Genomic DNA, 9,844 nt, shown 5'->3' with positions numbered 1-9,844 from the left:
GTTGGCACGGTGGTGGCGGTGGCTGGCACGGTGGTTACCATCGTGGCGGCGGCTTCTGGCCCGGCGCGGTGGCCGGTGCAGTCGTCGGCGGTGCCCTCGCCTCGGGCGCGTATTACGGCTCCGGCTATTACGGCTACGGCCCCGGCTATTATGACGACAGCTACGGCTATTACGACGACAGCGCGCCTGTCGCCGTGGAAGCCGCGCCGGGTGGCGACGCGAGCTACTGCGCGCAGCGCTACCGGTCCTATGATCCGGCCTCGGGCACCTATCTCGGCTTTGATGGCCTGCGGCATCCCTGCCCGTAATCAAGGCCTGAATTTCTGATAGCGAAGGGCGGCGGCGACGCCGCCCTTTTTCATGTCCGCAAGTCTCATGTCCGCAAGTCTCAGGTGCGCAAGTCTCAGGTGCGCAAGGCCACCGCGACGGCCGCGAAGGTCACCAGCAGCGCGACGATGTCGCTGGTGCTGAGCGGCTCGCGCAACATGGCCGCCGCCGCAAGCACGCCGACAACGGGCACCAGCAGCGTGCCGATCGAGGCAGTCGCCGCCGGCAATCGCTCGAGCGCCGCAAACCAGCAGACATAGCAAACGCAGAACTGGATCAGCGTCATGTAGACCATCGACGCCCAGCCGAGTTGCGACAACGCGGCAAGCTGCGGCTGCTCGATCAAGATGCCGGCAATTGCGATCGGCACGCAGCCGATTGCAAGTTGCCAGGCCGCCAGCGACAGCGGCGGTATTGCAAGCTTGAAGAACTTGGTCAGCACGGTTCCTAGTCCGACGCAGAGCGCGCCTGCGAGCGCGAACAGAATGCCCGGCAATTTGCCGAGGCTCGCGTCGAGACCGCCGCCGCCGATCAGTGCGGCGATCCCAACGAGCGCCACGCCGAGCGCGAGCGCGCGCGGCAGCGACACGCGCTCGCCGAGCACCGGCCACGCCACCAGCGCGACCCACACCGGGATCGATATTCCGAGCACGGCCGCCTCGCTGGCCCGAAGCCAGATCAGCGCCAGGCCCATGGACGCGACCCAGCCGCCGATCGACAGCGTCGACACCAGGGCAAGCCGCAACCACATGCCGTCAGGGACGCGCAGCGTCTGTCCGCGCGCGAGCGCCACCAGAGCGAGCGCCATCGCGCCGACGACGCCACAGAGCCCGCGCGACGACAGCGGCGGCCACTCCGTGAGAAGGAATTTCATGATCGGGAAGTTGAGGCCCCAGCCGGTCGAGGCGACGACCAGAAATGCGAGGCCGAGCGGTGACAGCGGGGCGCGGCCGGCGACGGGAACTGCAGTCATGGACCTGTCGTAATGTGGGCGGACAAATACAAGTGATGTGTCAGGGCTAGCCGGAAATCTGCTTGTCAGCAAACAGCATATGCATTCTATGATACAGACTTTCCGTCCGGGTTCCGCCTTAATCGGCAGTCGGGCCAAGCGAGTCGACGGCACGCAAGGCCGCAGAAAGAGGATGCATCGTGCCGAGCGTTCTCGTGGTCGATGACGACCCGATGGTGTGCGTTGCCATCGAGGTGTGTTTGCAGCGCCAGGGCTTCGACGTCACCGTCGCCGACGGCGGTGAAGCGGGCATGCGCGCGCTGGAAAAAGCCACCTTCGACGTGATGCTGGTCGATGTCTTCATGCCGCATATGCGCGGTTTCGAGGCGATTCGCGTCTTCCACGAGCGCGCCCCCGATATTCCCGTCATCGCGATGTCCGGCTATGCCTTCGCCAATTCCGACCGGGCGCCGGACTTCCTGCGAATGACGATCGAGCTCGGCGCGTCAGCCTGCCTGCGCAAGCCGTTCACCCCGCAGGCGCTGGTTGCGGCCGTTAACGAATGTCTTGCGAAGTCTGCTCCTTCCGCTCGTCTTTCGAAATAATTGCTCGTACTAATCGTCGATGGCTTCCCAGCGTCTCATCCTCGGCAGTGGCCTTGCGATCCTCCTCGTCATCAGCGCGGCGTCGATCGGGCTGGACGTCAAGTCGCGCAGCCAGATTGATTCGGTCGATCACACGCTCAAGATCCTCAAATGCATTTCGGACGCGCGTCCGCTGCCGCGCAGCGTCGAGAGCGCGGCGCGCGGCTTCGCGCTGACGGGCGACGCCTCCTTTGCCGACGAGTTTCGCGAGCAGAGCACGGCCCTCACCGCCGCCTTCGACGAGTTGATGGGTGCGGTGAAGTCGGCGCCGGAGGAAGCCCGGCTGATCACCGGCACCAGGGCACAGGTCGCGCGCGCCATTGCGCTCGGCGCCGAACTGATCAGGTTGCGCACGGCGGGCGACACGGCCGGCGCCGCGGCGCTGATCTCCGCAGACGAGAGCCGCTCCCTGATGGATAAGGTCGGTACGGCGCTCGACCGCCTGGTCGCCGAGGAGCGCCGCCTGCTCGGGATTCGCACCGAGCAGTCGAAGACCAACGGCCGGTTGCTGCTCGCGATCGACCTCGCCGGGGTGGTGATGATCCTGGCGCTCGCGGTCGCGCTGACGCTGACGGCGCGGCGCGCCAGCCGCGAATTGCAGGGCGCGCTCAGCGCGACCAAGGCGACCAATCTGTCGCTCGAGGGCAAGGTGGCCGAGCGCACCAAGGATCTCGGCGCCGCGCTCGAAGAGCTCCGCCGTTCCACCTCGGTGATGGAAACCACGTTCCGCAGCATGGCGGAGGCGGTGCTGGTGATCGACGCCGCCGGCGCTGTGCTGCTGTCGAATCCGGCTGCCGAGAAGATGCTGCGCTACAAGCCGGGCATGACGGTCCGGCAGCTGCGCGCCATGAGCAACGTGTTCCAGGCCGACGGCGTCACGCCGATGCAGGCCGACGACATGCCGTCCGCCAAGGCGCTGCGCGGCGAGGAATTCGACGGGCTGGAATTCGTCGCCCGGCCGGTGCGCGGCGCGCCCGAGATCCACCTCGTGGTGTCGGGCCGGCCGCTCCGCGATGGCGACAACGCCATCACCGGTGCTGCGCTGATCTATCACGACATCACCGCCTCGCGCGAAACCGAGCACAAGCTGCAGCAGGCGCAGAAGCTCGACGCCATCGGCAAGCTGACCGGCGGCGTCGCGCACGACTTCAACAACATGCTGACCGTGATCACCGGCACCACCGAGACGCTGGTCGACAGCCTGCGCAACCAGCCGAAGCTTGCGCAGACCGCCGAGTTGATCGACCGCGCCGCCGAACGTTGCCGCGAGCTGATCCAGCACCTGCTCGCCTTCGCCCGCCGCCAGCCGCTGGAACCGCGCACCGTCGACATCAACGGCACCGTGGTCGATATCGCAAAACTGCTGCGGCCGACGCTCGGCGAGCAGATCGAGATCAGTTCGGTGCTCGCGTCCGACGTCGCCAGCGTCCACATCGATCCGTCGCAGCTTGCCAACTCGCTGCTCAACATGGCGATCAACGCCCGCGACGCGATGCCGAACGGCGGCAAGCTGCTGTTCGAGACCAGCAACATCGTGCTCGACGACGCCTATGCGGCTGTTAATCCCGACATCACGCCGGGCCGCTATGTGCTGCTCGCGGTCAGCGACACCGGCACCGGCATGTCGCACGCGGTGCAGGACAAGGTGTTCGAGCCGTTCTTCACCACCAAGGAGGTCGGCAAGGGCTCCGGCCTCGGGATGAGCATGGTGTACGGCTTCGTCAAGCAGTCCGGCGGCCATATCAAGATCTACAGCGAGGAAGGCCACGGCACCACGATCAAGCTCTATCTGCCGCCTGCCCGCGGCCAGGTCGAGGTCGAGGCGGCAGCGCCCGAGCCGGTCCGGCACGGCAGCGAAATCATCCTGGTGGTGGAAGACGATCAATTGGTGCGCAACTACGTGGTCACGCAACTCGGCGCCCTCGGCTACAAGACCATCGCGGTGCCCGACGCCCGCGCCGCACTGGCGCTGATCGACAAGGGCGAGAAGTTCGACCTGCTGTTCACCGACGTGATCATGCCCGGCGGCATGAACGGCCGCCAGCTCGCCGACGAAGTGAGAAAACGACGGCCCGACCTCAAGGTGCTCTACACCTCGGGTTATACCGAGAACGCGATCGTGCATCACGGCCGCCTCGATGAAGGCGTGCTGCTGCTGGCAAAACCCTATCGCAAGGCGCAGCTCGCCAGCATGCTGCAACAGGCGCTCGGCGAGTGATGTGAGCGCGTGCCTGGATGATCCGTCAGCCACGTCCTGAGAGGATGTGAAGCTTTCACCGCCGTCATTGCGAGGAGCGATAGCGACGAAGCAATCCATGCTTCCGCGTGCGCCGCGCGATGGATTGCTTCGCTTCGCTCGCAATGACGAAGATGGACCCGCCACTACCTCGTTGCCAGCGCGACGCCGGCGAGCGTGAACAGCAGCGCGACGATCTGCGTTGGCCCGAGCGGCTCGTGCAGTGCAACCGCGGAGGCAATCACGCCGATCACCGGCACCGCCATGGTGCCGATCGCCGCCACCGAGGCCGGCAGGCGGGCGAGTGCGGCGAACCATGCGACATACGCGACGCAGAACTGGATCAGCGTCGAATAGACCAGGAGCCACCAGCCGACCGTGGTGATCCGGTCGATATGCGTGGTCTCGATCAGGAAGCCCACGATCGCGATCGGTACGCAACCGAGGCCGATCTGCCAGGCCGCGGCCGGGATCGGCGGCATCACCAGCGGGTATTTCTTGGCCAGCACCGTGCCGAGCGCAAAGCCGAAGGCGCCGCCGAGCGCCATGATGATTCCCGGCAGCTTCCCCTCACTCGCGGAAATCCCGTTGCCGCCCATGATCGCGGCGAGCCCCGCGAACGCCATCACCAATGCGATGGTCCGCAGCAGCGTCGGCCGCTCGCCGAGCACCGGCCAGGCCAATAGCGAGGCCCATACCGGCATGGTGTAGGCGATCAATGCGGTCTCGCTCGCCGGCAGCCAGAGCAGCGCCAGCCCCATCAGCACCATCCAGCCGGTGACGTTGAGCGCCGCATACAGCACGAGCCGCGGCCACAGCCGGGCCTCGACATGCAGGCTCTGGGCGCGGATCAGCGCCAGCGCAGCGAGCAGCGCGGCGCCGATCACGCCGGTTGAGCCGCGCAGGGTCAGCGGCGGCAGCTCGCTGAGCAGGAACTTGGTGGACGGCCAGTTGAACCCCCAGCCCACCGAGGTGATGGCAAGGAACATCAGGCCGGCGGGCGCAAGGCGCGGCCGCGCGGAGGGCTTCTGGTTTGTCATGGAACCCGGCAAAGGGTGTGAAGAGCAAGAGTGTGAAAAGGATGTGAGTCGGCCTCACCTTGCCCGCGATTTTGTCGCCCGACCATCACGCCGCTGACATGCCTGATCCGTAGTTTGCCCGTAGCCTTACGTGAGTCCCCAAAATTCAATCCGCCACCGCGAATAAATAGTTCGCCTGTGAACAGCGGGGCGAACCTCCAATCCACAGGGGAGCTGAATTTTTTTGGCTTGGGAATCCCTGAGGACTCACCGATAGTTGGCTCGATCACAGGCGCGGCACCGCCCCCTGTTATCCCCCTCCATCCACCATATTTAGTGTTTGATTCAGAAACTCGTACTAGTCCTTGACGGGCGCAACGGACATGGCCTAGCTTTCAACCTGTTCGGCGCGAGTGTGTTTGGGTCCCCGCCGGTCGCTCCCACAAGGGTTCCAAAATGACCACTCCGCCAGGCCTTCGGGCCGCGGGTGAAGGGCTTGTCTGCCCTGATTTTGGGCTGCGGTCGGGACGACAGAACGGGCCGAGAAGGACCCGGAAACAGAGGCCGAAACCGGCCCGCAAGTGAGCGTACGCGTGACGTGTCGCGTGAGCGTTTGGGGCGTTGAATGCATGACCCGGAGGACCCGACCAGTCGGGCACCCCCTAGGGATTGTGCCGCCGCAGGGCCGGGCCAAACCGGCGCCGAGCGGACGAGAGAACAGGCCGGATCCACCGGCTGAGCTGCGGATGACGGGAGGCGTGCCCACACGTGTCCCCAAGTCCGCGAACAGACAACATTCCGGCAACCTGCGAGAAACGTGGGACCGGGCAGAAGAAGAGACGGGGCTCGACCATGCGAATCGAACGACGCAACACCACCAGCGGACAATCTCCCTACGCCGGGATCAATTTCCGCCTGACCACATCAGAGATCCGCAACCCGGACGGCTCGGTCGTGTTCCGAGCCGAGAACGTCGAGGTTCCGGAGTTCTGGTCGCAGGTCGCCTCCGACGTGCTGGCGCAGAAGTACTTCCGCAAGGCCGGCGTCGCCGCACGCCTGAAGAAGGTCGAGGAAGAGACCGTGCCGTCGTGGCTGTGGCGTTCGGTGCCCGACACCGAGGCGCTTGGCGCGCTGCCGGAGAACGAGCGCATCGTCGGCGAGACCTCGGCAAAGCAGGTGTTCGATCGCCTCGCCGGCTGCTGGACCTATTGGGGCTGGAAGGGCGGCTACTTCTCCACGGAAGAAGACGCCCTCGCCTTCTACGACGAGCTGCGCTTCCAGCTGGCGAAACAGATGGTCGCGCCGAACTCGCCGCAGTGGTTCAACACCGGCCTGCATTGGGCCTACGGCGTCGATGGTCCCGGCCAGGGCCACTATTACGTCGACTGGAAGACCGGCAAGCTGACCAAGTCGAAGTCGGCCTATGAGCACCCGCAGCCGCATGCCTGCTTCATCCAGGGCGTCGGCGACGACCTCGTCAACGAGGGCGGCATCATGGACCTCTGGGTGCGTGAAGCGCGCCTGTTCAAGTATGGCTCCGGCACCGGCTCCAACTTCTCGAGCCTGCGCGGCGAAGGCGAAAAGCTCTCCGGCGGCGGCCGTTCGTCCGGCCTGATGAGCTTCCTCAAGATCGGCGACCGTGCCGCGGGCGCGATCAAGTCGGGCGGCACCACGCGTCGCGCCGCCAAAATGGTCGTGGTCGATGCCGACCATCCTGACATCGAGACCTATATCGACTGGAAGGTGAAGGAGGAGCAGAAGGTCGCGGCTCTCGTCACCGGCTCCAAGATCAACCAGAAGCACCTCAAGGCCGTGATGAAGGCCTGCGTGAACTGCGAAGGTTCTGGCGACGACTGCTTCGATCCCGAGAAGAACCCGGCGCTGCGCCGCGAGATCAAGCTCGCGCGCCGCAACCTCGTGCCCGACAACTACATCAAGCGCGTCATCCAGTTCGCCAGGCAGGGCTACAAGGACATCCAGTTCGACATCTACGACACCGACTGGGATTCCGAAGCGTACCTGACCGTTTCCGGCCAGAACTCCAACAACTCGGTGTCGCTGAAGGATGACTTCCTCCGTGCCGTCGAGACCGACGGCGACTGGAATCTGGTCGGCCGAACCACCAAGAAGGTCACCAAAACGCTGAAGGCCCGCGACCTCTGGGAGAAGATCGGTTACGCCGCCTGGGCCTCCGCCGATCCCGGCCTGCACTTCAACACCACGATGAACGACTGGCACACCTGCAAGTCGTCCGGCGACATCCGCGCGTCCAATCCGTGCTCGGAATACATGTTCCTGGACGACACGGCGTGCAACCTCGCCTCGGCCAATCTGCTGACCTTCTACAGCACGACCACCAAGCGGTTCGACATCGAGTCCTACGAGCATCTCTGCCGGCTCTGGACCATCGTGCTCGAAATCTCCGTCATGATGGCCCAGTTCCCGTCAAAGGCGATCGCTGAGCTCTCCTACGAGTTCCGCACCCTCGGCCTCGGTTTTGCAAATATCGGCGGCCTGCTCATGACCATGGGCTTGCCTTATGACAGCAAGGAAGGCCGTTCGCTCTGCGGCGCGCTGACCGCCGTCATGACCGGCATCTCCTACAAGACCTCGGCGGAGATGGCGGCCGAGCTCGGCACCTTCCCGGGCTACAAGAAGAACGCCGCCCACATGCTGCGCGTGATCCGCAACCACCGCCGCGCCGCCCATGGCAACGCAGGTGGTTACGAGGCGCTCTCGGTCAACCCGGTGCCGCTCGATCACGCCTCGTGCCCGCAGGCCGACATCGTCGCGCACGCCAAGCTGGCGTGGGACGACGCGCTGGCGCTCGGCGAGGTCAACGGCTATCGCAACGCCCAGACCACTGTCGTGGCGCCGACCGGCACCATCGGCCTCGTGATGGATTGCGACACCACCGGCATCGAGCCTGATTTTGCGCTGGTGAAGTTCAAGAAGCTCGCCGGCGGCGGCTACTTCAAGATCATCAACCAGGCGGTGCCGGCAGCGCTGCGCGCGCTCGGCTATCGCGAGAGCGAGATCGCGGAGATCGAGGCCTACGCCGTCGGCCACGGCTCGCTGTCGAATGCGCCCGGGATCAACGCCTCGACGCTGAAGGCAAAAGGCTTCACCGATGAAGCCATTGCCAAGGTGGAAAAGGCGCTGCCGACCGCGTTCGACGTCAAGTTCGCCTTCAACAAGTGGACCTTCGGCGAGGATTTTATTCGCGACACGCTCGGCATCGGCTCGGAGGCCATTGCTGCGCCGGGCTTCGACCTGCTCGCGGCGGTCGGGTTTACAAAACGCGAGATCGAGGCCGCCAACGTCCACATCTGCGGCGCGATGACGGTGGAAGGTGCGCCGCATTTGAAGGCCGAGCACTACCCCGTATTCGACTGCGCCAACCCCTGCGGCAAGATCGGCAAGCGTTACCTGTCGGTCGAGAGCCACATCCGGATGATGGCGGCCTCGCAGCCGTTCATCTCGGGCGCGATCTCCAAGACCATCAACATGCCGAACGACGCCACGGTGGAGGACTGCAAGTCCGCCTACCTGTTGTCGTGGAAGCTGGCGCTGAAGGCCAACGCGCTGTACCGCGACGGCTCGAAACTGTCGCAGCCGCTCAACTCGCAGCTCATCGCCGACGATGAGGACGAGGACGATGCGGTGGAAGCGCTCTATGAGAAGCCGATGGCCGCGCGTGCCGCCCAGGTCTCGGAGAAGATCGTCGAGAAGCTGGTCGAGCGCATCGTCGTGATGCGCGAGCGCGAGAAGATGCCTGACCGACGCAAGGGTTACACCCAGAAGGCGGTGGTCGGCGGCCACAAGGTGTATCTGCGCACCGGCGAATATGACGACGGCAGGCTCGGCGAGATCTTCATCGACATGCACAAGGAAGGCGCGGCTCTCCGCTCCTTCATCAACAACTTCGCGATCGCGGTGTCGCTCGGTCTGCAATACGGCGTGCCGCTCGAAGAGTATGTCGACGCCTTCACCTTCACCCGCTTCGAGCCCGCGGGCCCGGTGCAGGGCAACGACTCCATCAAGTACGCGACCTCGATCCTCGACTATGTGTTCCGCGAGCTCGCGGTGAGCTACATGGCGCGGTTCGACCTCGCCCATGTCGACCCGAACGAAAGCGGCTTCGACGCGCTCGGCAAGGGCGTCGAGGAAGGCAAGGAGCCGGATGACGCCCCCGCCCAGCACCAGGCGACGAAGTATCTGTCGCGCGGCCTCACCCGCTCGCGCACCGACAACCTCGTCATCATGCGCGGCGGCTCGGCCGCGGTGAGCGGCAACGCCGACAACGCGCCTGCCGGCGGCAGCCGCGTCACGTCATTGGCCCCGCACGGCGCAACCGCCCGCGGCGTCTCCGACACCATCGAAGGCGCCGTCGCCCTGAAGCAGGAAGTCAGCCACGACCTCTCGCCCACCGAGAAGCTCGAGGCGCTGCAACAGTGGAGCAAGCCCGGCACCGCCGCAACCGCCGCCCCGTCCAAGGCGGAGCGCCGCGCCGAAGCGAAGGCCAAGGGCTACGAAGGCGAGATGTGCTCGGAGTGCGGCAACTTCACCCTGGTGCGGAACGGGACCTGCATGAAGTGCGACACTTGCGGCAGCACGACGGGGTGTTCGTGAGGCGGTACGTCACCGCGATGGAGACGATCATCAT

At 65.3% G+C, this 9,844-nt stretch carries 6 protein-coding genes; 4 read left to right on the top strand and 2 right to left on the bottom strand.

From position 1 onward, the window contains the following. On the top strand, positions 1-308 hold a 308-nt coding region (locus tag H8A95_RS24715), incomplete at its 5' end, for a BA14K family protein (RefSeq protein ID WP_229185443.1). Between the two features lie 95 nt (positions 309-403). On the opposite strand, the gene H8A95_RS24710 is transcribed toward H8A95_RS24715, so the two are convergent. Next, positions 404-1,300 (bottom strand): DMT family transporter, encoded by an 897-nt coding sequence (locus H8A95_RS24710; protein ID WP_229185442.1) that lies wholly within the window; start codon positions 1,298-1,300, stop codon positions 404-406. 179 nt (positions 1,301-1,479) lie between these two features. Here H8A95_RS24710 and H8A95_RS24705 point away from each other — a divergent pair, with 179 nt between their 5' ends. Both H8A95_RS24705 and H8A95_RS24700 read left to right on the top strand, forming a co-directional pair. Continuing rightward, a complete protein-coding gene (locus H8A95_RS24705) occupies positions 1,480-1,884 on the top strand; it encodes a response regulator (protein ID WP_163161691.1) in 405 nt (134 codons plus the stop codon). A gap of 19 nt (positions 1,885-1,903) precedes the next feature. Further along, the gene (locus H8A95_RS24700) at positions 1,904-4,141 is read left to right on the top strand and encodes a CHASE3 domain-containing protein (protein ID WP_229185440.1); all 2,238 of its coding nucleotides are present in this window, start codon (positions 1,904-1,906) and stop codon (positions 4,139-4,141) included. A gap of 164 nt (positions 4,142-4,305) precedes the next feature. On the opposite strand, the gene H8A95_RS24695 is transcribed toward H8A95_RS24700, so the two are convergent. Next, a complete protein-coding gene (locus H8A95_RS24695) occupies positions 4,306-5,199 on the bottom strand; it encodes a DMT family transporter (protein ID WP_229185439.1) in 894 nt (297 codons plus the stop codon). A gap of 831 nt (positions 5,200-6,030) precedes the next feature. On the opposite strand from H8A95_RS24695, the gene H8A95_RS24690 reads away from it, so the two are divergent. Beyond that, positions 6,031-9,810 carry a vitamin B12-dependent ribonucleotide reductase gene (locus H8A95_RS24690; protein WP_229185438.1) on the top strand — a complete coding sequence of 1,260 codons (3,780 nt, stop codon included), beginning with the start codon at positions 6,031-6,033 and terminating at the stop codon, positions 9,808-9,810. Positions 9,811-9,844: the final 34 nt, after the last annotated feature.

The sequence above is a fragment of the Bradyrhizobium oropedii genome, from assembly GCF_020889685.1.
Classification (GTDB): Bacteria; Pseudomonadota; Alphaproteobacteria; order Rhizobiales; family Xanthobacteraceae; genus Bradyrhizobium; species Bradyrhizobium oropedii.
Note: the sequence above shows the minus strand (reverse complement) of the source record. Positions and strands in the feature narration are given on the sequence as shown.

Bases quoted from the DNA above. Each gene is read 5' to 3' on its own strand.
- H8A95_RS24710 (WP_229185442.1), bottom strand. From the start codon at position 1,300: ATGACTGCAGTTCCCGTCGCCGGCCGCGCCCCGCTGTCACCGCTCGGC.
- H8A95_RS24700 (WP_229185440.1), top strand. From the start codon at position 1,904: ATGGCTTCCCAGCGTCTCATCCTCGGCAGTGGCCTTGCGATCCTCCTC.
- H8A95_RS24690 (WP_229185438.1), top strand. From the start codon at position 6,031: ATGCGAATCGAACGACGCAACACCACCAGCGGACAATCTCCCTACGCC.
- H8A95_RS24695 (WP_229185439.1), bottom strand. From the start codon at position 5,199: ATGACAAACCAGAAGCCCTCCGCGCGGCCGCGCCTTGCGCCCGCCGGC.